This is a genomic window from Rhizobacter sp. Root1221 (genome assembly GCF_001425785.1).
Taxonomy (GTDB): Bacteria; Pseudomonadota; Gammaproteobacteria; order Burkholderiales; family Burkholderiaceae_C; genus Rhizobacter.
This window is the reverse complement of sequence record NZ_LMDI01000002.1, coordinates 68,789-94,131: the sequence shown is the minus strand read 5'-3', so window position 1 is coordinate 94,131 and position 25,343 is coordinate 68,789. Positions and strand designations below refer to the sequence as shown.

Below are 25,343 nucleotides of genomic sequence, written 5' to 3'. Positions count from 1 at the left end.
CATGAAGTTCTCGCGCCGGGCCGAGTCCATCGCGCCGTTCCTCGCGATGGAATTTGGAAAGCGGGCGGCGGCGCTGGAGGCACAGGGCCAGCATGTGGTGAAGCTGAGCCTTGGCGAACCCGACTTCGGCGCCCCGCCTGCCGTGCTGGAGGCATTGCGCCAGGCGGCGGACGGCGGGCCGCTGCCGTACACCTCGGCGCTGGGCTTGCCGGCGCTGCGTGCGGCGATCGCTGGCTTCTACCAATCGGCGCACGGCGTGCATGTGCACCCGTCGCGGGTCATCGTGACCGCTGGCGCCTCTGCGGCCCTGCTGCTTGTGACCGCCGCGCTGGTGGACCCGGGCGACGAGGTGATCGTCGGTGACCCGTCGTACCCGTGCAACCGCCGGTTCCTCGATGGCTTCGGCGCCGACGTGCGCCTCGTGCCCACCGATGCGTCCACCCGGTTCCAGCTCGACCTGGCCACGGTGCAATCGCACTGGACCGACCGCACGCGTGGCCTGATGGTGGCCACGCCGTCCAACCCCACCGGCACGTCGGTGCCGCCCGCCGAACTGGCGGCGCTGTGCGAATGGGCGCGCCAGCACGGCGCCTGGCGCCTGGTCGACGAGATCTACCTCGACCTGAGCGATGCCGATGCGCAAGGGCAGCCGCCACGCACCGTGTTGTCGTTCGATCCCGATGCCGTGGTCATCAACAGCTTCTCGAAGTATTTCGGCATGACAGGCTGGCGGCTGGGCTGGTGCATCGTGCCGGAGGCGATGGTGCCCGTGATGGAGCGCCTCGCGCAGAACTACTACATCTGCCCGTCCACTCCCGCGCAGCACGCGGCGCTGGCCTGTTTCACGCCGGCATCGTTGGCCGTGTGCGAGGCCCGCCGGGCCGAGTTCGGTGAGCGCCGCCGGCTCGTGCTGGACGGCCTGGCCCGCATCGGCCTGCCGGTGCCGGCGCCGCCGGATGGGGCGTTCTACGTGTACTTCGACGTGCGGGGCACCGGGCTCGATGCCATGCGGTTCTGCGAACGCGCCCTGGACGAGGCCCATGTGGCGCTCACGCCGGGCGGTGACTTCGGCCAATGTGGCGCCGACGCCCACGTGCGGCTGTCCTATGCGGCATCGCGCGCCGAGTTGGCCGAAGGCATCGAGCGGCTCGGCCGGTTCGTGGCCGGCCTGGGGGCGCAGGCGGGCTGACGCCCCCCCCGGCGGGTTCAGGCGCGCAGGCGGCTGTTGCGCGGCACGCTGGCCAGCAGGAACTCCATCTGGTCGGCAAGGATGCGGCGGCCCCGCAGGATCATGTCCTCGTGCAGGCTGGGCACGTAGGGCAGGTACAGCAGCGTCATGTGCGCTTCCTCGGGCATCCGGTTGCCCTTGCGGCCATTGCAGGCGCGGCATGCGGTGATGCAGTTCATCCAGGTGTCGTGGCCGCCCCGCGAGGTGGGCACGATGTGTTCACGGGTGAGGTGGTCGCCATGGAAGTGGCCGCCGCAGTAGGCGCACAGGTGCCGGTCGCGCGAGAAGAGCTTCGGGTTCGACAGGGCAGGGGACTGCCGCCACGCCCGGCTGGGGACCGCGCCACGCACCGCGATGATGGGGTGCACCTCGATGCGGGACTGGAGGCCGGTGACGCGCTGCATGCCGCCGCGCAGCACGTAAAAGGCATCCCCGAGCGTCCATGCCACGCCGTCACTGGCGTAGATGACCGCCGCTTCCTTGGCCGAGATCCACGATTGTGGCCGGCCCGACACATCGAGTTGCAGCACTTCCACAGGGATGACTCTCCTTGGACAGAGAGTAAACCAAACGGGGCTGTTTACCCAAGTTGCCTGCGAGATGTCGGCGGTTTGGACACGGACCGGCCGGTTTCATCAAGGCATCACCGAAGGCGCGTTGCACCTTCGTGCACTTCGGGTTCGGCTTTTTGGGGTTAACCCTGGGGGGGCCAGGAGGTTTTCGCGGAACGATGCGGGTTCCATCCCCGAAACCCGCGCATCCCCCCAAAAAAAACTGCCGCCAGGCAGACAAGGGGCTTGCTTTTCTGCAAAAATAGAACGATCGTTCGTTTCTTTCCGGGCTTTGCTGTGACCGAACCGACCTCCCTCACTCCCCGCGCTTCGCGCGATGCGCCGAAGACCCTGCAGAAGGGCCAGCAGACGCGCGCGGTCATTCTGGAAGCGGCGCTGAACCTGGCCTCGCACATGGGTCTCGAGGGCCTGTCCATCGGCGCGCTGGCCGACGTGACCCGCATGAGCAAGTCGGGCGTGTTCGCCCACTTCGGTTCACGGGAGGAATTGCAGATCTCCGTGATCCGCGAGTATCACGTGAAATTCGAGGAAGAAGTGTTCCACCCTGCAATGCGCGTGGCCCGCGGCCTGCCCCGGCTGCGCGCGCTGTTCGATCGCTGGGTGAAGCGGGTCTCCGTCGAACTGGACTCGGGCTGCATCTACATCAGTGGCGCCGTCGAGTTCGACGACCGCCCCGGTCCGGTGCGTGACGCCCTCGTCGAGATGGTGGCGGCCTGGCAGGTGGCACTCACCAAGGCCATCGCACTGGCAGTGTCCGAAGGCCACCTGCGCGAGGACACCGACCCGCAACAGATGCTGTTCGAGGTGCACGGCCTCATCCTCGCGCTGCACCACGATGCGCGCTTCCTGCGTACCCCCGGTTCACTCGAGCGCGTGCGGGTGTCGTTCGAGCGCGTCGTGAGCTACTACGCCACACCCGCCGGCCTGGCCCTGCCCACCACCAATTCATCGCCCCAGCCCGCGCGCCCCAAGCGCGGCTGATCCTTTTCCTCTTGTCCCTCTCTCGATTTTCTCCAAGGAGCTCATGATGGCCCAGTACACCCCGCCGTTGCGCGACATGCAATTCGTGATGCACGAAGTGCTCAACGTCACCGATGAACTGAAGGCCCTGCCGCCATTCGCGGACATCGATGCCGACACCATCAACGCGGTGATCGAAGAGGGCGGCAAGTTCGCCTCCCAGGTGATCTTCCCGATCAACCTGAGCGGTGACCAGGAGGGTTGCACGCTCGATAAAAAGACGCACGAAGTCAGCCCGCCGAAGGGCTTCAAGGAAGCGTACAAGACCTACGTCGAAGGCGGCTGGCCCGCACTGAGCTGCGACCCGGCGTACGGTGGCCAAGGCCTGCCGCACCTGGTGAACCAGTGCCTGTACGAAATGATGAACTCGGGCAACCAGGCCTGGACGATGTACCCCGGCCTGTCGCACGGCGCGTACGAAGCCCTGCACGCCCACGGCACCGACGAGCAGAAGAAGACGTACCTGCCGAAGCTCACGAGCGGCGAGTGGACCGGAACGATGTGCCTGACCGAACCGCACTGCGGCACCGACCTGGGCCTGCTGCGCTCGAAGGCCGAACCGCTCGGCGACGGCACCTACAAGATCACCGGCGCCAAGATCTTCATCTCTGCCGGTGAGCACGACCTGACCGAAAACATCATCCACCTCGTGCTGGCCCGCCTGCCCGACGCCCCGGTGGGTTCGAAGGGCATCTCGCTCTTCGTGGTGCCGAAATTCAACGTCAATGCCGACGGCAGCCTCGGCTCGCGCAACCCGATCTTCTGCACGGGCCTCGAGCACAAGATGGGCATCCACGGCAACGCCACCGCGCAGCTGACGCTCGACGGCGCCGTGGGCACGCTCGTGGGCCAGCCGAACAAGGGCCTGCAAGCCATGTTCGTGATGATGAACGCCGCCCGCCTGGGCGTGGGCATGCAGTCCCTCGGCCTCACCGAAGTGGCGTACCAGAACGCCGTGGCCTACGCGAAGGACCGCCTGCAGATGCGTGCGCTGTCGGGCCCGAAGGCCCCGGACAAGCCTGCCGACCCGATCATCGTGCACCCCGACGTGCGCAAGATGCTGCTGACCGCCCGCGCCTACGCCGAAGGCGGCCGCGCGCTGGGCCTGTGGACCACGCTGCAGCTCGACAAGGAGCTGTCGTCCGACGACGCCGACGTGCGCAAGGAAGCCGGCGAGATGGTGGCGCTGATCACCCCGATCATCAAGGCGTTCATCACCGACAACGCGTGGATCGCCACGTCGCACTGCATGCAGGTGTTCGGCGGCCACGGCTACATCGCCGAGTGGGGCATGGAGCAGTACGTGCGTGACGCGCGCATCAACATGATCTACGAAGGCACGAACACCGTGCAGTCGCTGGACCTGCTGGGCCGCAAGGTCCTCGCAGACAACGGCGCCAAGCTGCGCAAGTTCGGCAAGATGGTGCAGGAATTCGTCGAGGAAGAGGGCACCAACGAAGCCATGCAGGAGTTCGTGAACCCGCTGGCCGACCTGGGCGAGAAGGTCGTCAAGCTGACCACGGAACTGGGCATGAAGGCCTTCGGCAACCAGGACGAAGTGGGCGCGGCCTCGGTCGACTACCTGCGCGTCGTGGGCCACCTCGTGTTCGGCTACTTCTGGGCCCGCATGGCCAAGGTCGCCCTCGAGAAACAAGGTGGTGGCGACCCGTTCTACAAGGCCAAGCTCGCCACGGCGCGCTTCTACTTCGCCAAGCTGATGCCCGAGACGGCATCGTTGATCCGCACCGCGCGCGCCGGCCTGCCGACGCTCGTGGAAATGGAAGAGTCCTGGTTCTGAGCAATCCCCTCGGCGCTTGAAGGAGCCCCCCATGAAACGTGTGCTGTGCGGCCTGGCCGCTGTCTTCGTGTCGTTCGCCGCCTTGGCGGAAGCCACGCCCGCCGGGCTGTGGAAGACGGTCGACGATTCGACGAAGAAGGAGCGTTCGTACGTGCGCATCACCGAGGCCGGTGGTGTGCTCAGCGCGAAGCTCGAGAAGCTGATCGACACGCCCGAGCCCGAGAAGCTCGTCTGCGACAAGTGCACCGACGACCGCAAGGACAAGCCGCTGCTCGGCCTCCAGCTGATCCGTGGTGTCAAGAAGAGCGACGAGGCCGACAGTGCCACGTGGGATGGGGGCACCATCCTTGACCCCGCCAACGGCAAGACCTACAAGGTGCGCCTGACCCCCATCGAGGGTGGCAAGAAGCTCCAGGTGCGTGGCTACATCGGTGCGCCGATGTTCGGCCGCACCCAAGTCTGGATCCGCGCCGAGTGACGCGCGGACCGAATCCGAACAAACCTCCAGGAGAAAACATGAGTCGATTCAATGTCCGCAAGGTCGCCGTGCTTGGCGCCGGCGTGATGGGGGCCCAGATCGCCGCCCATCTGGTCAACGTGAAGGTGCCGGTCGTGCTGTTCGACCTGCCGGCCAAGGAGGGCCCGAAGAACGGCATCGTCACGAAGGCCGTCGAAGGCCTGAAGAAGCTCAAGCCTGCCCCGCTGGGCGTGCCCGAGGACGCTGCGCTGATCCAGCAGGCGAACTACGAGGAACACAGCGAGCTGCTGCGCGAATGTGACCTCGTCATCGAGGCCATCGCCGAGCGCATGGACTGGAAGCTCGACCTCTACACGAAGATCGCGCCGTTCCTGTCGCCGAACGCCATCATCGCCAGCAACACGTCGGGCCTGTCGATCACGAAGCTCGCCGCCGTGCTGCCCGAGTCGATCAAGCCGCGCTTCTGCGGCATCCACTTCTTCAACCCGCCGCGTTACATGGCGCTGGTGGAACTGATCGCCACGCCCACCACGCAGCCCGAGATCCTCGACCAGCTCGAGACCTTCGTCACCACCGCGCTCGGCAAGAGCGTCGTGCGCGCCAAGGACACGCCCAACTTCATCGCGAACCGCGTGGGCATCGCCGGCATCCTCGCCACCTTCAAGGAAGCCGAGAACTACGGCCTGTCCTACGACGTGGTGGACGACCTGACCGGCAAGAAACTCGGCCGCGCCAGCTCTGGCACGTTCCGCACCGCCGACGTGGTGGGCCTCGACACGATGTCGCACGTCATCAAGACGCTGCAGGACAACCTGGCCGACGACCCCTTCTTCCCGAGCTACGCCACCCCGGCCCCGCTCGCCGCGCTGATCGCCAAGGGTGCGCTCGGCCAGAAGACCGGTGCCGGCTTCTACAAGAAGGTCGGCAAGGACATCCAGCGCCTCGACCCGGCCACCGGCGAGTACGTGGCCGGCGGCAAGAAGGCCGACGAGATCGTGGCCCGCATCCTGAAGAAGGCCCCGGCCGAACGCCTGAAGCTGCTCCGCGAGTCCACCAACCCGCAGGCGCAGTTCGTGTGGGCCATCCTGCGCAACAGCTTCCACTACGCGGCCGTGCACCTGGCTGACATCGCCGACACCGCGCGTGACATCGACTTCGCCACCCGCTGGGGCTTCGGCGCATCGCAAGGTCCGTTCGAGCTGTGGCAACAGGCCGGCTGGAAGCAGGTGGCCGAGTGGGTCAAGGCCGACATCGACGCCGGCAAGGCGCTGAGCAAGGCACCGCTGCCCGCCTGGGTGTTCGACGGCCGTGACGGCGTGCACACCGCCGAAGGGTCGTGGAGTCCCACCAAGGCCGCCTACGTGCCAAAGAGCGACCTGCCGGTGTACCAGCGCCAGTTCTTCCCCGAGAACGTGTTCGGTGCCGGCGCTGCCGACGCGCTGAAGTCGGGCACCGAAGAGTTCAAGAACGAGGAAGTGCGCGTCTGGACGCAGGACGGCGAGGTGCTGATCGCCAGCATCACCGCGAAGCTGCACCTGATCAGCCCTACCGTGACCGAAGGCCTGCTGAAGGCCGTCGAGATCGCCGAGGCGAAATACAAGGGTCTCGTGATCTGGTCGCCGGACGACGTGTTCTCGGCCGGCGCCAACCTCGAGGCGCTGATGCCCGTCTTCATGAAGAGCGGCGCCAAGGGCATCGCCCCGGAAGAGAAGAAGCTGCAGGACGCCATGCTGCGCATCCGCTACGCCTCGGTGCCGGTCGTGTCCGCCATCCGTGGCATCGCCCTGGGCGGCGGTTGCGAGCTGGCCGTGTACTCGGCCCGCCGTGTGGCCGCGATGGAAAGCTACATGGGCCTCGTGGAAGTGGGCGTGGGCCTGATCCCGGGTGGTGGTGGCCTCACGTACGTTGCCCGCCGCGCGGCCGAGATGGCGTCGGCCGGCAACGCGAACGCCGACATCCTGAAGTTCCTGACCGACGGTTTCACCGCCGCCGCGACGGCCAAGGTGGGCACGAGCGCCATCGAGAACCGCAAGAACGGCTACCTGCTGTGGAGCGACGTGATCGTGCCGAACAAGGACGAACTGCTGCACGTCGCCGTGCAACAGGCCAAGGCCCTGTTCGAGAGCGGCTACCGCGCGCCCACCAAGGCGGTCTTCCCGGTGGCCGGCCGCGGCGGTATCGCCACCATCAAGGCCCAGCTCGTCAACATGCGCGACGGCGGCTTCATCAGCCAGCACGATTTCCACATCGGTGCACTGATCGCCGACGTGGTGTGTGGCGGTGACGTCGACGCCGGCTCGCTGGTGACGGAGGACTACCTGATGGCGCTCGAGCGCAAGCACTTCTGTGCCCTGCTGGAGAACCCCAAGACGCAAGAGCGGATCATGGGGATGCTCTCCACCGGCAAGCCGGTGCGCAACTGAGCGGCCGCAACCAAGGAACAATGATCATGAGCAAACAAGTTCAAGACGCCTACATCGTCGCCGCCACCCGCACGCCCATCGGCCGCTCCGGCCGTGGCTACTTCCGGAACACCCGGCCCGACGACCTGCTGATCGCCGCGATCCGCAGCGCCCTGTCCCAGGCCCCCGGCCTGGACCCGGCCGCCATCGAGGATGCGATCATCGGCTGCTCCTTCCCCGAGGGCGAGCAGGGCATGAACATGGCCCGCATCGCGGCCGGCCTGGCGTTGCCCAAGCCGGTGGGCGGCGTGACCGTCAACCGCTTCTGCGCTTCGGGCGTGACGGCCATCCAGATGGCCGCCGACCGCATCCGCGTGGGCGAGGCCGACGTGCTGATCGCCGGCGGTGCCGAGTCCATGAGCCTCGTGCCCATGGGTGGCGGCAAGCCCTCGTTCAACCCCGAGATCTTCGCCAAGGACGAGAACGTTGGCATCGCCTACGGCATGGGCCTGACGGCCGAGAAGGTCGCCACGCAGTGGAAGATCTCGCGCGAAGCGCAGGATGCTTTCGCCTACGAGTCGCACATGCGCGCGCTCAAGGCCATCCAGGCCGGCGAGTTCAAGGACGAGATCACGCCGATCGACGTCATCGCCCGCACGCCGAACCTGCAGACCGGCGAGCAGGTCGTGAAGACGCGCACCGTCGACATCGACGAAGGCCCGCGTCCCGACACCTCGCTCGAAGGCCTCGCCAAGCTCAAGACGGTGTTCGCCGCCAAGGGCAGCGTGACGGCCGGCAACAGCTCGCAGACGAGTGACGGTGCTGGCGCGCTGATCCTCGCGAGCGAAAAGGCGATCAAGCAGTTCGGCCTGACGCCGCTGGCCCGTTTCGTGAGCTTCGCCGCGCGCGGCGTGCCGCCCGAGATCATGGGCATCGGCCCCATCGAGGCCATCCCGGCAGCGCTCAAGTACGCTGGCCTCACGAAGGACCAGATCGACTGGATCGAACTCAACGAAGCCTTCGCCGCCCAGTCGCTCGCCGTCATCAACAGCGTGGGCCTGGACCCGAAGAAGGTGAACCCGATGGGCGGTGCCATCGCCCTCGGCCACCCGCTGGGCGCCACCGGCGCCATCCGCGCAGCCACCGTGGTGCACGCGCTGCGCCGCCACAACCTGAAGTACGGCATGGTCACGATGTGCGTGGGCACCGGCCAGGGCGCGGCCGGCATCTTCGAACGGGTCTGACCGTTCGATCGGAGGCCGGTCTGCCCGCGGACCGGTCTCCCCCCGCGACGCGGGCATCCTGTGGCCGGAGGTCAGGCAATGGCTGCAGCCCATCCCGTAAGATCACCCCCCAGGAGACTTCCATGACCATCAAGACCGCCGTGCTCAACGGCGTTTACACCATCGAGATCGCGCGGCCCGAAAAGAAGAACGCGCTGACCGCCGAGATGTACGGCCAGATGGCCGAGGGCCTGATCGCGGCCAAGGCCGACGGCGCGGTGCGCAGCGTGTTGATCACCGGTCAGCCGGGCATCTTCACGTCGGGCAACGACCTCGAGGACTTCATGAAACGCACCGGCACGGTGGCCGAATCGCCCGCGTTCCAGTTCATGAAGGCGCTGACGGGCTGCGACAAGCCCGTGGTGGCCGCGGTGACGGGTGCTGCCATCGGCATCGGCACCACGATGCTGCTGCATTGCGACCTGGTCTACGTGTCCGACGAGGCTCGCCTGGCGATGCCGTTCGTGAGCCTGGGCCTGGTGCCCGAGTTCGCATCGAGCCTGCTCGTGCCCCAGCTGATGGGCCCCCGCAAGGCCGCCGAAAAGATCCTCCTCGGCGACCCGTTCACCGGCCAGGATGCAGTCGACTGTGGCATCGCCAACGCCGTGCTGCCGGCCGCCGAGGTGGCCAACCACGCGCGCCGCATCGCCGAGCGCTTCAACACGCTGCCGCCGTCGGCCGTGCGCCAGACGAAGACGCTGCTGCGCCGCGCGAACGCCGAATCGGTGATGGCCGCCATCGCGGCTGAAAACGAGGTGTTCCTGGCGCGCCTGGGCAGCCCCGAAGCGAAGGAGGCCTTCAGCGCCTTCTTCCAGAAGCGCAAGCCCGACTTCAGCCAGTTCAGCTGACTGTCACGGAACCGGTGGCCACGATCCCCGTGTTGTTCGAGGCCATCCGCTTCCTGTTGACGCCCGTGATCCGCTGGCAGGGTCTGCAGGTGCGCCAGCGTGCCGAACGCCTGCCGGAGCCCCAGGGCAACCGCGAGGGGGTGTCCGGCACGGGCCGCGTGTGCCTGCGGGTGCTGATCGTGGGTGACTCGTCGGCCGCCGGCGTGGGGGCGCACACGCAGGCGCAGGCGTTGTCAGGCCGGCTCGGCGAAGCGTTGTCGCAGCGGCTCGGCGGGGCGGTCGTGTGGCAGGTGGTGGCCCGGCGCGGGGACACCACGGTCGACTCCACCCACGCACTCCAGCGGCTGTCGCTGCGGCCGGCGGACGTGATGGTCACCACCGTGGGCATCACCGACCTGGTGGGGCAGATGCCGCCGCAGCGCTGGTTGCGCCACCTCGATGCCCTCGACCGGGCCGCGGCGCGCCACGCGGGCGTGCACCACATCGTGCATTGCGGCTTGCCGCCAGTGCATTCGTTCCCGCTGCCGAACCCGTTGCGGTGGGTGCTCTCCAACGGCCAGCAGCGCTACAACCGGGCCCTGGCCGAGTGGGTCGAGCGCTGGCCCGAGCGCTGGTGGTTGCCCATTCCGTTCGAGAACGAACTGTCGTCGGACAGCGTGCTGATGGCGGAAGACGGGTTCCATCCCGGTCCGGCCGTCTATGCGTTGTGGGCCGAGCAGCTGGCGGGGATGATCAGCACGCAGATCGTGCCGCGCCTGCCGGCCACCACACCCACGCGGGCGCTGCCGGCGCAGAAGCTGTTGCGCAAACCGCCGCGGCGGGAGCCGCGGGCTTGAGGTTGCCGCGGCCCTGAGCACACCGCGGCGCGAGCCGCTCAGTCCTTCGGGATCTCGCGCGGCTTGCCCTGCATGTCGATGGCGACGTAGGTGAGGTTCGCCTCGGTCACCTTGACCACTTGGAGTTCGGCCGGGTTTCGTTCGGCGTACACCTCCACACGCACCGTGATGGACGTGCGGCCGATGCGCTCGACGTGGGCGTAGAAGCTCAGCAGGTCGCCGACGGAGACGGGCTGCTTGAAGACGAACTGGTTGACCGCCACGGTGGCGATGCGGCCCTTCGCGATGCGCGCCGGCAGCACCGAACCGGCGAGATCCACCTGGGCCATGATCCAGCCCCCGAAGATGTCGCCGTTGCCGTTGGCATCGGACGGCATCGGGGCCACACGCATCGCGAGGTGGCCGTCGGTGGGCAGCGAGACGGGCTCGGTGGCGGGGGAGGAAGCAGGCGTGGAGCTCATGGGGTACCGCGTTCGGGGAAGACGCCCGATTGTCCGCCACCTCGATGTGCAGTGCCCGCGCCCGTGATTGAAAGCGCGGAAAGGGTCACGCCCGGGCGGCTGGCTTGCGCAGGGCCAATGGCCTGGCCGGGGCGATCGTGGTGGCAGCCACGGGCCGCTTGAAGCGGCGTAGGCGCAGGCCCTGCGGCGGGGTCTTGCGCAACACGGCGCGGGGAGGGGCGTGGCGGACGTCGTTCGGGGGCACGTGGGTCTCCGTTTCGAGAGGCGAGGCGAACGCCATGGTGCCGCAACGGGCCGCGGGCAGTGCACCCGGCCGATGAGCGGCCGATCCGGTGGCATGAACGGCGGCGAGGCCAAATCGGTGCACGCGCGCATGCCGCGCCATGTTTGGGCACACTGTCGTCCGAACCCTTGACCGATCGGCTTTTCATTTCATGCGTCCTGCTGCCCTTGCCGCGTCCCCCCGCGAAGCCTCCGCGCCGGCCGGCCCCGCCGTGCCGCGCTCCGACTGGCGCACGCTGCGCAAGCTCTTTCCCTACCTGTGGCAATACCGCTGGCGCGTGGGCATCGCGCTCGCGTTCATGGTGGGGGCCAAGCTCGCCAACGTGGGTGTGCCGCTGCTGCTCAAGACACTGGTCGACAGCCTGTCGCTCAAGCCCGGTGACGCCCGTGCGGTGCTCGTGGTGCCCATCGGCCTCCTGCTGGCCTACGGCGGGCTGCGGCTGTCCACCGCGCTGTTCGGCGAGTTGCGAGAGCTGGTGTTCGCGAAGGCCACCGAAGGCACGGCGCGCAGCATCTCGCTCAGCACGTTCCGCCACCTGCACGACCTGAGCCTGCGTTTCCACCTGGAGCGCCAGACGGGCGGCATGACACGCGACATCGAACGCGGCACCCGCGCCGTGCATTCGCTGATCTCGTACTCGCTGTACAGCATCTTCCCCACGCTGATCGAGGTGGCGCTGGTGCTGGGCCTGCTGGCCGTCAAGTTCGACGCGTGGTTCGCCTGGATCACGCTCGCGGCGCTGGTGCTGTACATCACGTTCACGGTCACCGTGACGAACTGGCGCACGCAGTTCCGCAAGCAAATGAACGAGCTCGACTCGCACGCCCACACCCGTGCCGTCGATTCGCTGCTGAACTACGAGACGGTCAAGTACTTCAACAACGAGGACTTCGAGTCGCGCAGGTACGACGAAAGCCTCGAGCGGCTGCGCCGTGCGTCGCTGAAGGCGCAGACGACGCTGTCGATCCTCAACACCGGCCAGCAGCTCATCATCGCCACCGGCCTCGTCGCGATGCTCTGGCGGGCCACCACGGGCGTGGTGGGCGGCCACATGACGCTGGGCGACCTGGTGATGATCAACGCGTTCATGATCCAGCTGTACATCCCGCTGAACTTCCTCGGCGTGATCTACCGCGAGATCAAGCAGAGCCTGACGGACCTCGACAAGATGTTCACGCTGCTCGAACGCGAGCGCGAGGTGGCCGATTCGCCGGACGCCCACCCGCTGCGCGTGGCCGGCGCCCACGTGCGCTTCGACCAGGTGGTGTTTGCCTACGAGCCCGACCGGCCCATCCTGCATGGCATCAGCTTCGAGATACCGGCCGGCCGCACCGTGGCGGTGGTGGGGCCGTCCGGGTCCGGCAAGAGCACGCTCGCGCGGCTGCTGTACCGGTTCTACGACGTCGACTCGGGTCGCATCACGTTCGACGGCCAGGACCTGCGCGAGGTCACGCAGTCGAGCCTGCGCCAGCAGATCGGCATCGTGCCGCAGGACACCGTGCTCTTCAACGACACCGTGGCCTACAACATCGGCTATGGCCGGGCGGGCGCGAGCCCGGCCGAGATCGAAGGGGCCGCCCGCGCCGCCCGCATCCACGACTTCATCATGTCCACCCCGAAGGGCTACGAGACGCCGGTGGGCGAGCGCGGGCTGAAGCTCAGCGGCGGTGAGAAGCAGCGCGTGGCCATCGCCCGCACGTTGCTCAAGAACCCGCCGTTCCTGATCTTCGACGAGGCCACGTCCGCGCTCGACTCGGCCAACGAACGTGCCATCCAGGCCGAGCTGCAGGGCGTGGCCCGCAACAAGAGCGCCCTCGTGATCGCACACCGGCTGTCCACCGTGGTGGACGCCCACCAGATCCTCGTGATGGACCGTGGCCGCATCATCGAGCGTGGTACACACGGTCAACTGCTCGAGGCCGACGGCCGTTATGCGGAGATGTGGCGCTTGCAGCAAAGTGGCGGCGACCTGCCGGAAAACCGCGAGGAAGGCAAGGAAGGGGCTGATGGAAACCAAGTGGCTTGAGGACTTCGTGAGCCTGGCCGAGACGCGGAGCTTTTCGCGGTCGGCCCAGTTGCGCCATGTCACGCAGCCCGCGTTTTCCCGCCGCATCCAGTCGCTGGAGGCCTGGGCGGGCACCGACCTGGTGGACCGTTCGTCGTACCCCACGCGGCTCACCCTCGCCGGCGTGGCGTTCCGTGCGCAGGCGCTCGAGATCCTTGGGGCGTTGCAGGCCACCCGCAACATGCTGCACGGCCACCAGGTGGCCGGGCAGGACATGCTCGAGTTCGCGGTGCCACATTCGCTTGCCGTCACGTTTTTCCCGCACTGGGTGATGGACGTGCGCCAGCGCTACGGGGCGCTCAAGAGCCGGCTCATCGCGCTGAACGTGCACGACGCGGTGTTGCGGCTCACCGAGGGCAACTGCGACCTGCTCATCTCGTACCACCACCCGTCGCAGCCGCTTGCGCTGAACCCTGACCGCTACGAGATGCTGAGCCTCGGACACGAGGTGCTGGCGCCGTACGCCCGCGGTGACGATGCCGGCCGCCCGATGTTCCGGCTGCCGGCCGCTCCCCACGAGCGGGTGCCGTTCCTGAGCTACGCGTCCGGGGCCTACCTCGGGCGCCTGGTGGAACTGATCGTCAAGCAGTCCCCCGTGGCGCTCAACCTGGATCCGATCTACGAGACCGACATGGCCGAAGGCCTGAAGGCGATGGCACTGGAAGGGCACGGCGTGGCCTTCCTGCCGGGCAGTTCGGTCAAGAAGGAACTGCTGAATCAACGGCTCGTCCGGGCCACCGGGCCCGGAGCTTGCGAGCTGTCGATCGAGGTGCGAATCTACCGGGAGCGCCCGGAGGCCGCCCGCCACACGAAACCCGGAGCGCAATCCCTATGGGAGTTTCTGCGGGAATCCACTGTGGTTAAAACGTATGAGTGATTCGATTCCATTTGTTACCCTAGACTGTTAGCCTCAAAGAAGGAGTTCCCCATGAAGAAGCTTGCTGGTTTCGCCCTGGCGCTGTTGGCCGCCACCGCCACGTCGGCCTTTGCACAGTCCGACACTCTCGCCAAAGTGAAGCAGTCGGGCAAGTTCGTGATCGGCACGCGCGATTCGTCCGCACCGCTCGCCTACACCACCGGTGATGGCAAGTACGTCGGTTACCACGTGGACGTCTGCAACCAGGTGGCCGAGGCCGTCAAGAAGGCCGTCGCCAACCCGAAGCTGAACGTCGAGTACCAACTCGTCACGTCGCAGAACCGCGTGTCGCTCGTCACGAACGGCACGGTCGACGTCGAGTGCGGCTCCACCACGAACAACGCCACCCGCCAGAAGGACGTGGCGTTCGCCCCCACCACCTACGTGACCAACGTCCGCATCGCCGTCAAGGCCGATTCGGGCATCAACTCGCTCGCCCAGCTGGACGGCAAGACGGTGGCCACCACCACCGGCACCACGTCCGTTTTGCTGCTGCGCAAGCACGAACGCGCCGCGAAGGTGAACTTCAACGACGTGCTGGGCAAGGACCACGCCGACAGCTTCCTGCTGGTCGAAACGGGCCGCGCCGATGCATTCGTGATGGACGACAACATCCTGGCCGGCCTGATCGTCAACTCGAAGACCCCGTCCGCCTACAAGATCGTCGGCGAAACCATCAGCGAAGAACCCATCGCGATCATGTACCGCAAGGACGATCCGGCGTTCAAGAAGCTGGTCGACGACACGGTCAAGGGCATGATGAGCAGCGGCGAGCTGGCCAAGACCTACGCCAAGTGGTTCACCAGCCCCATCCCGCCGCGTGGCAACGTGGTCGGCATGCCGATGAGCGACTCGCTCAAGAAGGCCATCGCCAACCCGAACGACAATCCGGCCGAGTCGTACAAGAAGTAAACCGGGCTCCCTCCTCGGAACGCGCATGCGGGCTTCGGCCCGCATGCGCGTTTTGGGCCTTCTCTGGAGTTCGGGAAAACGCCAGGGTGTGCATTTGCCACGGAAAGCCGAGTCACGGTCACAATCGTCGGCTAATCGCCCCGGGCTGGCATGGGTCCTGCTGTTGGCTCTTCTTTTAACCGCGATCCTGAACAAGAAAGTTTGCACATGAGTTCCACGTGGGACTGGCAGGTGTTCTGCAAGAGCACCATTGAAGACACTGTTTATCCAACCTGCTTCGGGCCGGGCGGAGACACCACCTACTTCGAATGGCTGCTGTCAGCCTGGGGATGGACCGGGTCGGTCGCGGTCCTGGCCTGGATCGTCGCGCTGTTGATCGGTTCCCTCGTCGGTATCGCCCGGACCACGCCCAGCAAGCCGCTCGTCTGGTTCGGCAACGTATGGAGCGAGGTCTTCCGCAACATCCCGCTTCTGGTGCAGATCTTCCTCTGGTACCACGTGCTGCCCCAGCTCTTCACGAGCCTGCGCTCGGTGCCGAGCTTCTTGCTGGTCGTGTTCGCCCTCGGTTTCTTCACGTCGGCCCGTGTGGCCGAGCAAGTGCGGGCGGGCATCATGGCCCTGCCGAAGGGGCAGCGTTACGCGGGCCTCGCCATGGGTCTCACGATGACGCAGACGTACCGCTACGTGCTGCTGCCGCGGGCGTTTCGCATCATCATCCCGCCATTGACCAGTGAGGCGATGAGCATCATCAAGAACTCCTCGGTGGCGTTTGCCGTGGGCATCGCCGAACTCACGCTCTTCGCGATGCAGTCGCAGGAGGAAACCTCGCGCGGCATCGAGATGTACCTCGCCGTGACGGGCCTCTACTTCGTGTCGGCGTTCATCGTGAACCGCCTGGCCTTGTTCATCGAGCACCGCTCCGCGGTGCCGGGCATGGCGGGGGCGGGCCAATGAACATCGATTTCTCGTTCCTGACCTGGGACTTCATCCGCGGTTTCATCCTCAACGGCCTGTACTTCTCGCTGGTGCTCACGCTGGTGGCGATGCTCGGTGGCATCTTCCTCGGCACGCTGCTGGCGTTGGCACGGCTGTCGGGCAAGAAGATTTTTGCCATTCCGGCGCAGATCTACGTCGACACGCTGCGGTCCATCCCGCTCGTGATGGTGATCCTGTGGTTCTTCCTGCTGATCCCGTTGCTGATCGGCCGGCCGCTCGGTGCCGAGTGGTCCGCGGTGATCACCTTCACGCTGTTCGAGGCGGCCTACTACTCCGAGATCATGCGGGCCGGCATCCAGTCCGTCTCGCGCGGCCAGGTGCATGCCGGCTACGCGGTGGGCATGACGTACCCGCAGGTCATGAAACTCGTGGTGCTGCCGCAGGCCTTCCGCAACATGTTGCCGGTGCTGCTGATGCAGACCATCATCCTGTTCCAGGACACCTCGCTCGTGTACGCCATCGGCGCCTATGACCTGCTCAAGGGCTTCGAGGTGGCGGGCAAGAACTTCAACCGCCCGGTGGAAACCTACATGCTGGCCGCCGTGGTCTATTTCGTCATCTGCTTCTCGCTGTCGATGGGCGTTCGTGCCTTGCAGAAGCGCATTCAAATCATCCGTTGAGATCCACCATGATCGACATCAAGAACGTCTCCAAGTGGTACGGCAGCTTCCAGGTGCTGACCGACTGCAGCACGAAGATCAACAAGAGCGAGGTGGTCGTCGTGTGCGGCCCGTCCGGTTCGGGCAAGTCCACGCTGATCAAGACCGTCAACGCGCTGGAACCCTTCCAGAAGGGTGACATCGTGGTCGACGGCATCTCGCTCGCCGATCCGAAGACCAACCTGCCCAAGCTGCGCAGCCGCGTGGGCATGGTGTTCCAGCACTTCGAACTCTTCCCGCACCTGAGCGTCACGGAAAACCTGACGCTCGCGCAGATCAAGGTGCTGGGCCGCAACGCGACCGATGCCAAGGCCCGCGGCTTGAAGATGCTCGAGCGCGTGGGCCTGATGGCCCACAAGGACAAGTTCCCCGGCCAGCTGTCCGGCGGCCAGCAGCAGCGCGTGGCCATCGCCCGGGCGCTGAGCATGGACCCCATCGTGATGCTGTTCGACGAACCCACGTCCGCGCTCGACCCCGAGATGGTGGGCGAGGTGCTCGACGTGATGGTGAAACTCGCGGGCGAGGGCATGACCATGATGGTCGTCACGCACGAGATGGGCTTTGCCAAGAAGGTCAGCCACCGCGTGATCTTCATGGACGCCGGCAAGGTGGTCGAGGACTGCACCCGGGACGAGTTCTTCGGCAACACCGAGGCACGCTCGCCGCGCGCAAAAGAGTTCCTCTCGAAGATCCTGCAGCACTGATCTGGCCCCCCAGTCGGCTGGCGCCTCCTGCCCCAGGGGGCGACCCCGGGTCGGCCGGCAAAGCCGGTCCTCGCGGGTGGCTTGATCTGTCGCGTCGCTTCGCTCGCTCTTTCCCCTGCGCACACCTCCTCGCGGGTGGCTTGAATGCAGCTTCGCTGCGCTGGCCTTCTTCTTTCCTCCTCCAACAACAAGGGCCCGCGATGCGGGCCCTTGTTGTTTGGCCTGTGCGCATTGGGGTGGATGAGTGCGCCTCAGTTTGGGAACCGGTTTCACCCCAAAGGGCCGCGCGAGTGTTTTCGCGGGCCCAAAAACAAACGCGGCCCCGAAGGGCCGCGTTGAGGTCTGGGGCGGTTAGGCCTCAGAGGGGGCGAATGTTCGCAGCTTGCAGGCCTTTTTCGCCTTGCTTGACTTCGAATTCGACCTTTTGGTTTTCGGTCAGGGTCTTGAAGCCCGTGCCGATGATGTCGCGAAAGTGTGCGAAGAGGTCAGCACCGCCAGCGTCCTGGGCGATGAAGCCGTAGCCCTTGGCGTCGTTGAACCACTTCACGGTACCGGTTTGAGTCGTCATGGAAATCCAATAGGTAGAGAATTTAAACCGCTGGAACACACGCTCCAACGTGCAGCAACACTCAAGAACGGGTCACGGACTTCCGGCACAAGCTGGTAGATCACATCGAGCAACTGTCTTGCGTACAACTGTGCGCGGGAGCATACACGAACGCGAGCAATTCGCAACGGGGAATGCACCGGAAAGCTAGCATCCGCGCGGCTCAGGGCTCGATCGCGATGCCGATCACCGCTTCGCCGCCACCGATCGCGCCGATCACGCGGGCCGCACCCGTGGCCAGATCCACCTCCACCCAACGCGATTCGTGTGCGTCCGCCGCGGTCAATGCTGCGAATGCAACACCGCCCACATCGGCGATGTCGAATGCGGCCTGCGCAAATGGGCCGGCGCCGAGGGTGCCAACCGTGAACAAGTGCCCGGAATCTGGGGAAACGGCCGGTGTTTTGCCTTCACGGCTGCCCAGTGTCACGAGCGCGCCGGCCGACGCATCGAGCGCGAAGTTCGTGGTCAGCTTCTCGTCGACCTTGTTGTAGGTGTAGGCGATCGCGACGATCGCCGGGCGTTGTTCGTCGGCCGGGTCTCCGGTTGCATACGCCAGCGGGCCGTCGATCTGTATGCCGGCCGCCACAGCGTCACCATCGACCAGGGCCGCGGTGTCGGGGTGCACGCGCAGGCTCTGGCCGGTGTCGCTCACGATGCGCAAGCGATCCACCGTGGGGTTGAAGTCCACGCCGAAGTGGTTGCCCGTGAGCGGCACCGCAAAGCGTTCACCCACCGGCGTGGCAATGGCCGTGATGGTGTTGATGCGGTAGAGCCGGTTGGTGCTGCCTACCGCGTACAGCCATCCCTTCGCCACGCGGTAGTCGATGCCCAGCACCTGCTCGCCCGGCTGCAGGCCCGTCAACGCCTTGGTGGACAGCAGCTTGGCCGGCGCGCCCGCGTTGAAGCGGATCAGTTGGCTCGACGCCGTGACGGCCACCACCGTTTCGCGCCGGGCGACCGGCTCGGCGGCGGGCGTGGTGCAGGCAGACAGGCCGAGAGCCGATGCCAGGGCGATGGCGGCGGCGATGGGGTGGTCCGGGCGCATGGTCGGCTTTCGGTACGGGGGAACGCGCACCGTAGCGCAATTCCGCGTGGCCGGGTGCCCATCTCCCCGACGCCCACGCGGGCCGATGAGACAATCGGAGCCATGAGTTCCGCACCTTCCGCCCCCCTCACGACCCTCACCCTGACCCGCCCCGACGACTGGCACCTGCACGTGCGCGACGGGGCCGCACTGGCCTCGGTCGTGCCCCACACGGCGCGCCAGTTCGGCCGCGCGATCATCATGCCCAACCTGAAGCCGCCGGTGACCACCGCGGCGCAGGCCGTGGCCTACCGCGAGCGCATCCTCGCCGCGGTGCCAGCGGGTGTGTCGTTCGAGCCGCTGATGACGCTGTACCTGACCGACGTGCTGCCGCCCGACGAGATCGTGCGTGCGAAGGCCGCCGGGGTCACCGCCGTGAAGCTGTACCCGGCCGGCGCCACCACCAACAGCGACGCCGGCGTGACCGACCTGCGCAAGACCTACGCCACGCTCGAGGCCATGCAACGCGAAGGCCTGCCACTGCTCGTGCACGGTGAGGTGACCGACAGCGACATCGACCTGTTCGACCGCGAGAAGGCCTTCATCGATGCGAAGCTGATCCCGCTGCGCCGCGACTTTCCCGAGCTGAAGATCGTCTTCGAACACATCACCACGCGGGAAGCAGCCGACTACGTGCGCGCGGCCGACCGTTTCACCGCGGCCACCGTCACCGCCCACCACCTGCTCTACAACCGCAACGCGATCTTCACCGGCGGCATCCGCCCGCACTACTACTGCCTGCCGGTGCTCAAGCGCGAGGAACACCGCCGCGCGCTCGTGGCGGCCGCCACGTCCGGCAGCGACCGCTTCTTCCTCGGCACCGACAGCGCCCCGCACGCCACGCACCTGAAGGAGCACGCCACGGGCTGTGCCGGCTGCTACACGGCGCTGAGCGCGCTGGAGCTGTACGCCGAGGCCTTCGAGGCGGCGGGCGCCCTCGACAAGCTCGAAGGTTTCGCGAGCTTCCACGGCCCGGCCTTCTACGGCCTGCCGCGCAACACCGGCACCGTCACGCTGCGCAAGCAGCCGTGGCAGCTGCCCGAGTCGTTGCCGTTCGGCGAAACGGAACTCAAGCCACTGCGTGGCGGCGAAACCCTCGCCTGGAAGGTGACCGAATGAACTCGCAACTGCGCGTGATGCTGCTGATCGACGCCGACAACGTGTCGGCCGACGTGATGGAGCAGGCGGTGGACAAGGTGCTGACCGAACGCGGTGCGCTGCACGTGCGCCGCGCGTACTGCACGCCCGAGGCGGCACTGGCGAACCAGAAGCTCTTCAAGGCGCTGTCGATCCGCCCCATCGTCAACCTGTCCACCGGCAAGAACTCGACGGACATCCTGCTGGCTACCGACGCGATCGACCTGGTGATCGCCGAGCGCCCCGACGTGGTGGTGATCGTGTCGTCCGACTCCGACTTCGCGCCACTCGTGATCCGGCTGCGCGAGAAGGGCTGCCGCGTCGAAGGCATCGGCCAGCTGGGCAAGACCGGCGAAGACTCGAAGGGGGTGTACGACACCTTCGTCGAGATCGAACACCGCAAGGGCCGCGCGTCGGCGCCTCCGCCGCCGGCACGCAAGCGTGCGCCTGCGCGCACGGCCACGAAACGTGCGGCTGCGCCCGAGCCCGTGGCCGTGGTGGAGCCGCCACCGGCACCCGCACCGAAGCCGGCACGGGCACGCCGCACCAAGGCGGCCGCGCCGGCCGAGGCGCCGGCGCCGGTGGTTCCGCCGCCGCCGCCCGCCCGTCCGCCCATGCCGGACGACCTGCGCAGCATCCTCGCGGTGCTGCCCGAACTCGCACGCGGCCTGACCCTCGACCTCGGCATCGCCACCGAACGGTTGCGTTCGGAAGAGTTGCTCGGGGCCCGCGCACCGGCCACACGCCTGTTCCGCAAGTACCCGGACTGGTTTGCCCTGTCGCCCGAGCAGCAGCCCAACAAGGTGGCTTACCTGGGACTGCCGAAGGCGTGAGCGGCCCCGGGTTGGACCGCACGTTCGCGCTGCTGGCCGGCCATGGTGTCACGGCGCCGGCCTGGTTCGTGCCGTACGCCGATGCCGGCCGCCGCATCGCCGCGCGCCGAACGGCGTTGCTGGCCGACACGCTCAACGCGGCGCTGCCGCCTGTGGCGTTGGCGGCCGGGCCGTTGCAGTTCGTGCCGCAGGCCCACCTGCCCGAGGGTGAGGCCTACGAGGCGTTCATCGCCCGCACGGCCCAGGTGCCCACGCGGGACCACCCGCACGACCTGTTCAACGGGCTCGTGTGGCACCGGTTCGCCCAGCTCAAGCGCCACCTGAACGAACGCCAGGCCGACGAGATCGCCCGGCGCGGCATCGGCCCGCGCCGTGGCCCGGTGCGTGATGCGCTGACGCTGTTCGATGAAAACGCGGCGTGGCTGCAGGCGCCCGCGGCGCTGCTGGAGGCCCTGCGGGCCCGCGCGTGGCACACGGCGTTTGTCACGCTGCGGGCCGCCTGGGCCGACGCCCGCCTCGTGGTGTTCGGCCATGCGCTGATGGAAAAGCTGCTGCTGTCGCCACACAAGTCGATCACCGCGCACGTGTGGGCGGTGCCGGAAGGGGTGGACGCCGAAGTGCACCTGGCCGAGACCCTGACCCCCGAGCGCCTGGCCCGCAAGGCCGACTTTCCGCTGCCGCTGGCCGGTGTGCCGGGGTGGTGCGCCGAGAACGAATGCGCATCCTTTTACGAAGACGTGTCGGTGTTCCGTCCATTGCGTCGATAATCGCCGGGTGAAGCGGGCCAGACCGCCGCTGGTGCAAGGCTCGAAAGGGCGCACTGGAGGAAGGTCCGGACTGCACAGGGCGGCGTAGCAGCTAACGGCTGTCCACCGCGAGGTGAGGATCAGAGCAACAGAGACGAGTCGGCCGGCGTGCGCAAGTGCGGCGGCCGGGTGAAACGGGCAATCTCTACGCGCAGCAACACCAAATAGGCCAGCGATGATGTGGCTCCGCGGAGCTGGCGGGTAGGTGGCATCGAGCCGTGCAGTGATGCACGGCCCAGAGGAATGGCGGTCACGCGCGTTGTCCCGCAAGGGCGGCGCGCGCACAGAATCCGGCCTATCGGCTCGCTTCACACTTTATCCGGGCCTGCTGCGCAGGTAGCATGACGGCTGTCATTCAAAACGCGAGCCGTCATGCGCTACACCGCCGAACACAAGCAGCAGACCCGTGCACGCGTGCTGAAGGAGGCTGCGGCGGCCATCCGCCTGAACGGCCCCGACCGCGTGGCGGTGGCGGCCATCATGGCGAGGGCGGGTCTCACCCACGGAGGCTTCTACGCCCATTTCGCCTCGAAGGACGACCTGCTCGTGGCCGCCATCGACCAGATGTTCAGCGAAGCGCTGGCGTACCTCGACGGCCTGTTGGCCGGCAAGCCGCCGGCCGACGGGCTGGCCGCCTACATCGACTTCTACCTGTCGGCGCTGCACCGTGACCACCGCCACGCGAGCTGCCCGCTGCCGGCCATGGCCGCCGACCTGCCGCGCCTGGGAGCGCCGGCCCGCGAGGCGTTCGAACGGGGGGCCGCCGCGCTGACGAGCCGCGTGGCCGCGGTGCTGGCGGAGACGGGCGCCGAGGAGCCCGGCACGCTGGCGGTGTCGATGCTGTCGGAGATGGTGGGCGCCGTGGTACTGGCCCGTTCCATCGCCGACGCGGGGCCGTGGGTCACCATCCTGGGCGCGTCGCGCGACGCGCTGAAACGGCGTCTCCAGCTCGCTCACACGGATTCGGGCACGATCCGCCCATGAATCCCAATGCCGACACCCTCTGGCGCGCCCCGCGCTGGGCCCTGGCCCTTTTGCTCGCGTGCCTCGGCATGCTGGGGCCGTTTTCGATCGACACCTACCTGCCGGCCTTCACGGGCATCGCGCAATCGGTGGGCGCCACGCCGGTGGAGATGCAGCAGACGCTGTCGGCGTACCTGTTCGGGTTCGCGCTGATGAACCTGTTCCACGGCGCACTGTCGGACAGCTTCGGCCGGCGGCCCGTGGTGCTGACCGGCCTTGCGCTGTTCACGGTCGCGTCCGCCGGGTGTGCGCTGGCTGACAGCATCGGGGCGCTGGTGTTCTGGCGTGCGGTGCAGGGCATGTCGGCCGGTGCCGGCATCGTCGTGTCGCGGGCCGTCATCCGCGACATGTTCCCGCCGGCCGACGCGCAGCGCGTGATGGCCCAGGTCACCATCTACTTCGGCGTGGCGCCGGCCGTGGCGCCCATGGTGGGTGGATTCCTGTTCGTGCACGTGGGCTGGCACGCCATCTTCTGGTTCCTCACGGCTGTGGGCGTGGTGCTGTGGGTCTCGAATTACAAGCTGCTGCCTGAAACCCTTCACGCGGACCATCGCCAGCCGTTCAACGTGCGGCACCTGATGCGGGGCTACTGGCAGCTCGGATCCGACCCGCGGTTCCTCGCGCTGGCGCTGGCGAGCGGCGTGCCGTTCAACGGCATGTTCCTGTACGTGCTGTCGGCGCCGGTGTTCCTGGGCGAGCACCTTCACCTGACGCCGGGGCAGTTCTTCTGGTTCTTCTGCCTGACGATCGGCGGCATCATGGCCGGGGCCAGGTTGTCTGGCCGCCGTGCGGGCGTGATGAAACCCAGGCACCAGATCCGCGCGGGTTTCCTGGTCATGTTCGGCGTCGCGTCGCTCAACCTGCTGCTGAACATCGCCTTCACGCCGTCGGTGTGGTGGGCCATGTTCCCGGTGGCGATCTTCTCGTTCGGCTGGGCCATGATGGTGCCGGTCGTCACACTGCTGGTGCTCGACCTGGTGCCCGAGCGCCGCGGCATGGCGTCGTCGCTGCAGGCGTTCGTGGGCAGCATGGCCAACGGGCTCGTCGCGGGGGCCATCGCGCCGTTGGTGATGCACTCCACCGTGGCGCTCGCGGCCACGTCGCTCGGCATGCTGTGCATCGGCCTCTTTGCGTGGCTGTGGGTGAAGCGGAAGGTGACTTAGGTCTCGTTTCATTGCGGGCCGTTCGGGTACAACCGGCGCATGCGCTCAAGCAGAATGCGCGTCGTGCCGATATCGCGGCGGGCGCCTGTCGTTTTGCAGGGCGGCCACTGGAGAACCCGATGTCATTTCCGATGCGCCCGTTGGCGGCGTTGCTGTTGTCGACCGGCCTGTGCGTGGCGGCCTCTGCCGTGCACGCGGTCGATGTCCCCGCCATCAAGAACTCACCCGGCAAACCCGCCCAGCTGAAGGACCCGGAGCCCGGCCGCGAAAGCACGCCGGGCGACCTGCAGCGCCCGAAGAAGCCCGTGCCCGCCGCGCCCGGGGACCCGATGGACCGCCTGCGCGACCGCCTTGCCGACAAGCTGGGCGCACGCGTCGCCCCCGAGAGCGACTCCGACGTCATCAAGGTGGCCGCCAGCTCGCCCGACGGCGCCGCGCCGCCGCGCCGCAAGGGTGCTGGCAGTGGCACGCCCCGCCGCGCGTCCAGCGGGGCGCCGGCCGGTGGTGCCTGGTCGTACGACGGCAGCACCGGCCCCGAACACTGGTCCCGCCTGCGTGGCGACTACGCGCTGTGTGGCAACGGCAAGCGCCAGAGCCCCATCGACATCCGCGATGGCATCGGCGTCTACCTGGACCCCATCGAGTTCGACTACAAGGCCAGCAGCTTCGGCGTGATCGACACCGGACGCACCGTGCAGGTCAACGTGGCCGACGGCAACTTCATCGAGGTGATGGGCCGGCGCTACCAGCTCGACCGCATCGAGTTCCGCCGCCCGGCCGAAGAGCGCATCAACGGCCGCCAGTTCGACATGGGCGCCCACCTGATACACAAGGATGCCGAGGGCCGCACGGCCGTGGTCGCGGTGCTGCTCGACCGCGGCGCCGAACAGCCGGTGATCCAGGCGGTCTGGAACAACCTGCCGCTCGAGAAGGGCGAGGAGCTGCCGGCCCGGTCCGGCATCGACGTGTCGGGCCTGCTGCCCTCCGACCGCCGCTACTACACCTACATGGGTTCCATGACCACGCCGCCGTGCAGGGAGGGGGTGCTATGGATGGTGATGAAAAGCCCCGTGGCCATCTCGTCTGACCAGCTGGCGATCTTCTCGCGGCTCTACCCGATGAACGCGCGGCCGGTGCAGTCGGCCAGCGGGCGGTTGATCAAGGGTTGGAACTGACGAGGCCGATGCATCTGTGGCGCGCGAAGCGAACGGTTGAGCCGGCTGAGC

General features: G+C 67.3%; 25 protein-coding genes and 1 other RNA gene. 21 read left to right on the top strand and 5 right to left on the bottom strand.

Translation table 11 applies throughout. The annotated features are described in order from the left end of the window. Position 1 precedes the first annotated feature (1 nt). Positions 2 to 1,189, top strand: a complete 1,188-nt coding sequence (locus tag ASC87_RS02490) for an aminotransferase class I/II-fold pyridoxal phosphate-dependent enzyme (protein WP_082568331.1) — start codon at positions 2 to 4, stop codon at positions 1,187 to 1,189. A gap of 17 nt (positions 1,190 to 1,206) precedes the next feature. Here ASC87_RS02490 and ASC87_RS02485 read toward each other — a convergent pair whose 3' ends face one another. Further along, positions 1,207 to 1,764 carry an HNH endonuclease gene (locus tag ASC87_RS02485; RefSeq protein WP_056656146.1) on the bottom strand — a complete coding sequence of 186 codons (558 nt, stop codon included), beginning with the start codon at positions 1,762 to 1,764 and terminating at the stop codon, positions 1,207 to 1,209. Between the two features lie 312 nt (positions 1,765 to 2,076). Here ASC87_RS02485 and ASC87_RS02480 point away from each other — a divergent pair, with 312 nt between their 5' ends. The 7 genes from ASC87_RS02480 (at position 2,077) to ASC87_RS02450 (ending at position 10,465) form a co-directional block, all read left to right on the top strand. Further along, positions 2,077 to 2,781 (top strand): TetR/AcrR family transcriptional regulator, encoded by a 705-nt coding sequence (locus ASC87_RS02480; RefSeq protein ID WP_056656143.1) that lies wholly within the window; start codon positions 2,077 to 2,079, stop codon positions 2,779 to 2,781. 46 nt (positions 2,782 to 2,827) lie between these two features. Continuing rightward, positions 2,828 to 4,618 carry an acyl-CoA dehydrogenase C-terminal domain-containing protein gene (locus tag ASC87_RS02475; protein WP_056656140.1) on the top strand — a complete coding sequence of 597 codons (1,791 nt, stop codon included), beginning with the start codon at positions 2,828 to 2,830 and terminating at the stop codon, positions 4,616 to 4,618. 31 nt (positions 4,619 to 4,649) lie between these two features. Then, on the top strand, positions 4,650 to 5,096 hold the full coding sequence (locus ASC87_RS02470) for a DUF2147 domain-containing protein (protein ID WP_056656137.1): 447 nt from the start codon (positions 4,650 to 4,652) through the stop codon (positions 5,094 to 5,096). A gap of 38 nt (positions 5,097 to 5,134) precedes the next feature. Further along, on the top strand, positions 5,135 to 7,519 hold the full coding sequence (locus ASC87_RS02465; RefSeq protein WP_056656135.1) for a 3-hydroxyacyl-CoA dehydrogenase/enoyl-CoA hydratase family protein: 2,385 nt from the start codon (positions 5,135 to 5,137) through the stop codon (positions 7,517 to 7,519). A gap of 26 nt (positions 7,520 to 7,545) precedes the next feature. Then, positions 7,546 to 8,742 (top strand): acetyl-CoA C-acyltransferase, encoded by a 1,197-nt coding sequence (locus ASC87_RS02460; RefSeq protein ID WP_056656405.1) that lies wholly within the window; start codon positions 7,546 to 7,548, stop codon positions 8,740 to 8,742. Between the two features lie 122 nt (positions 8,743 to 8,864). Then, entirely contained in the window at positions 8,865 to 9,629 is a 765-nt protein-coding gene (locus ASC87_RS02455) for an enoyl-CoA hydratase (protein WP_056656132.1), read from the top strand. Positions 9,630 to 9,643: 14 nt separating this feature from the next. Beyond that, complete coding sequence (locus tag ASC87_RS02450) at positions 9,644 to 10,465, top strand: SGNH/GDSL hydrolase family protein (RefSeq protein ID WP_056656124.1); 822 nt, start codon at positions 9,644 to 9,646, stop codon at positions 10,463 to 10,465. A 38-nt stretch (positions 10,466 to 10,503) separates the two neighbouring features. On the opposite strand, the gene ASC87_RS02445 is transcribed toward ASC87_RS02450, so the two are convergent. Both ASC87_RS02445 and ASC87_RS31500 read right to left on the bottom strand, forming a co-directional pair. Further along, positions 10,504 to 10,926 carry an acyl-CoA thioesterase gene (locus ASC87_RS02445; protein WP_056656121.1) on the bottom strand — a complete coding sequence of 141 codons (423 nt, stop codon included), beginning with the start codon at positions 10,924 to 10,926 and terminating at the stop codon, positions 10,504 to 10,506. A gap of 85 nt (positions 10,927 to 11,011) precedes the next feature. Next, positions 11,012 to 11,170 carry a hypothetical protein gene (locus ASC87_RS31500; RefSeq protein ID WP_157603793.1) on the bottom strand — a complete coding sequence of 53 codons (159 nt, stop codon included), beginning with the start codon at positions 11,168 to 11,170 and terminating at the stop codon, positions 11,012 to 11,014. A gap of 190 nt (positions 11,171 to 11,360) precedes the next feature. Here ASC87_RS31500 and ASC87_RS02440 point away from each other — a divergent pair, with 190 nt between their 5' ends. From ASC87_RS02440 to ASC87_RS02415, 6 genes are all read left to right on the top strand, one after another. Beyond that, on the top strand, positions 11,361 to 13,235 hold the full coding sequence (locus ASC87_RS02440; protein WP_056656119.1) for an ABC transporter ATP-binding protein/permease: 1,875 nt from the start codon (positions 11,361 to 11,363) through the stop codon (positions 13,233 to 13,235). After that, positions 13,216 to 14,151, top strand: a complete 936-nt coding sequence (locus ASC87_RS02435) for a LysR substrate-binding domain-containing protein (protein ID WP_056656115.1) — start codon at positions 13,216 to 13,218, stop codon at positions 14,149 to 14,151. Before ASC87_RS02440 ends, ASC87_RS02435 begins: the two co-directional genes overlap by 20 nt. Positions 14,152 to 14,202: 51 nt before the next feature. Next, a complete protein-coding gene (locus tag ASC87_RS02430; RefSeq protein WP_056656112.1) occupies positions 14,203 to 15,102 on the top strand; it encodes an amino acid ABC transporter substrate-binding protein in 900 nt (299 codons plus the stop codon). Between the two features lie 207 nt (positions 15,103 to 15,309). Then, positions 15,310 to 16,056 carry an amino acid ABC transporter permease gene (locus ASC87_RS02425; protein ID WP_056656110.1) on the top strand — a complete coding sequence of 249 codons (747 nt, stop codon included), beginning with the start codon at positions 15,310 to 15,312 and terminating at the stop codon, positions 16,054 to 16,056. After that, complete coding sequence (locus ASC87_RS02420; protein WP_056656106.1) at positions 16,053 to 16,718, top strand: amino acid ABC transporter permease; 666 nt, start codon at positions 16,053 to 16,055, stop codon at positions 16,716 to 16,718. The genes ASC87_RS02425 and ASC87_RS02420 overlap by 4 nt, the downstream gene beginning before the upstream one ends. Positions 16,719 to 16,726: 8 nt before the next feature. Next, a complete protein-coding gene (locus ASC87_RS02415; RefSeq protein WP_056656102.1) occupies positions 16,727 to 17,461 on the top strand; it encodes an amino acid ABC transporter ATP-binding protein in 735 nt (244 codons plus the stop codon). Positions 17,462 to 17,819: 358 nt separating this feature from the next. Here ASC87_RS02415 and ASC87_RS02410 read toward each other — a convergent pair whose 3' ends face one another. After that, on the bottom strand, positions 17,820 to 18,029 hold the full coding sequence (locus ASC87_RS02410) for a cold-shock protein (RefSeq protein WP_056656099.1): 210 nt from the start codon (positions 18,027 to 18,029) through the stop codon (positions 17,820 to 17,822). Between the two features lie 202 nt (positions 18,030 to 18,231). Further along, on the bottom strand, positions 18,232 to 19,116 hold the full coding sequence (locus tag ASC87_RS02405) for a DUF4394 domain-containing protein (RefSeq protein ID WP_056656096.1): 885 nt from the start codon (positions 19,114 to 19,116) through the stop codon (positions 18,232 to 18,234). A 102-nt stretch (positions 19,117 to 19,218) separates the two neighbouring features. On the opposite strand from ASC87_RS02405, the gene pyrC reads away from it, so the two are divergent. The 7 genes from pyrC to ASC87_RS02375 all read left to right on the top strand — a co-directional run bounded on the left by pyrC (position 19,219) and on the right by ASC87_RS02375 (position 25,292). Next, on the top strand, positions 19,219 to 20,274 hold the full coding sequence (gene pyrC, locus ASC87_RS02400; RefSeq protein WP_056656093.1) for a dihydroorotase: 1,056 nt from the start codon (positions 19,219 to 19,221) through the stop codon (positions 20,272 to 20,274). Continuing rightward, positions 20,271 to 21,125, top strand: coding sequence for an NYN domain-containing protein (locus ASC87_RS02395; protein ID WP_056656090.1), 855 nt, complete (start codon positions 20,271 to 20,273; stop codon positions 21,123 to 21,125). The genes pyrC and ASC87_RS02395 overlap by 4 nt, the downstream gene beginning before the upstream one ends. Positions 21,126 to 21,136: 11 nt before the next feature. Then, a complete protein-coding gene (locus ASC87_RS02390; protein WP_235582017.1) occupies positions 21,137 to 21,892 on the top strand; it encodes a DUF3025 domain-containing protein in 756 nt (251 codons plus the stop codon). Between the two features lie 9 nt (positions 21,893 to 21,901). Then, positions 21,902 to 22,245, top strand: an RNA gene (rnpB, locus tag ASC87_RS02980) — RNase P RNA component class A. Between the two features lie 58 nt (positions 22,246 to 22,303). Next, on the top strand, positions 22,304 to 22,915 hold the full coding sequence (locus ASC87_RS02385) for a TetR/AcrR family transcriptional regulator (RefSeq protein ID WP_056656086.1): 612 nt from the start codon (positions 22,304 to 22,306) through the stop codon (positions 22,913 to 22,915). Continuing rightward, complete coding sequence (locus ASC87_RS02380) at positions 22,912 to 24,117, top strand: multidrug effflux MFS transporter (protein ID WP_056656083.1); 1,206 nt, start codon at positions 22,912 to 22,914, stop codon at positions 24,115 to 24,117. The genes ASC87_RS02385 and ASC87_RS02380 overlap by 4 nt, the downstream gene beginning before the upstream one ends. Before the next feature lie 119 nt (positions 24,118 to 24,236). Continuing rightward, positions 24,237 to 25,292: a carbonic anhydrase family protein gene (locus tag ASC87_RS02375; RefSeq protein ID WP_235582016.1), complete on the top strand. Its 1,056-nt coding sequence runs from the start codon at positions 24,237 to 24,239 to the stop codon at positions 25,290 to 25,292. Positions 25,293 to 25,343: the final 51 nt, after the last annotated feature.